Source organism: Staphylococcus sp. EG-SA-2 (assembly GCF_017152085.1).
The window spans coordinates 1-554 of sequence record NZ_JACYHC010000101.1; the positions used below are offsets into that span (position 1 = coordinate 1).

Genomic DNA, 554 nt, shown 5'->3' on the forward strand with positions numbered 1-554 from the left:
TTGGTACAGCTAAAATTAACGTAAACACTGAAAACCAAATCGCTTCAGCAAAAGCAGTTCGTGACGTTTTAAATAACGACAAAGAAGTTTACGATCCTCGTAAATACTTAGGACCTGCACGTGAAGCCATCAAAGAAACAGTTAAAGGTAAAATTAAAGAGTTCGGTACTTCAAACCGCGCTAAATAATTAATATTTAGTTTTTAAGTTATTAATAACGTAGGGATATTAATTTTAAAAGAAGCAGACAAAATGGTGTTTGCTTCTTTTTTATGTCGTATAAGTAATAAATAAAACAGTTTGATTTTAAAATGAAAGCGTAAAAATGGTAAAATATACCAAAATTGATTGTGATATAATTATAAGGAAAATGAGCAATTTATGAAAAAAGTTTACGTACAAATCGTAGAATTAAAACTAAATAATTATCAAAACAACGTCAATATTTAGTTGAATAATCAGACTTTAGACCATGGTCAAGTGGGGAAGAACAGCATATATTAGTAAAGGTGAATGATTTGTTATTAATCAATCGAAAATAGAAAGACAAGATTT

The 554-nt window shown here is 28.3% G+C and carries 1 protein-coding gene; it reads left to right on the plus strand.

The window, feature by feature from the left end; translation table 11 throughout:
* Nucleotides 1–188, plus strand: a 188-nt coding sequence (locus tag IDG60_RS00855) for a class II fructose-bisphosphate aldolase (RefSeq protein ID WP_206160377.1), incomplete at its 5' end; no start/stop codon positions are given.
* Between the last annotated feature and the right edge of the window lie 366 nt (nucleotides 189–554).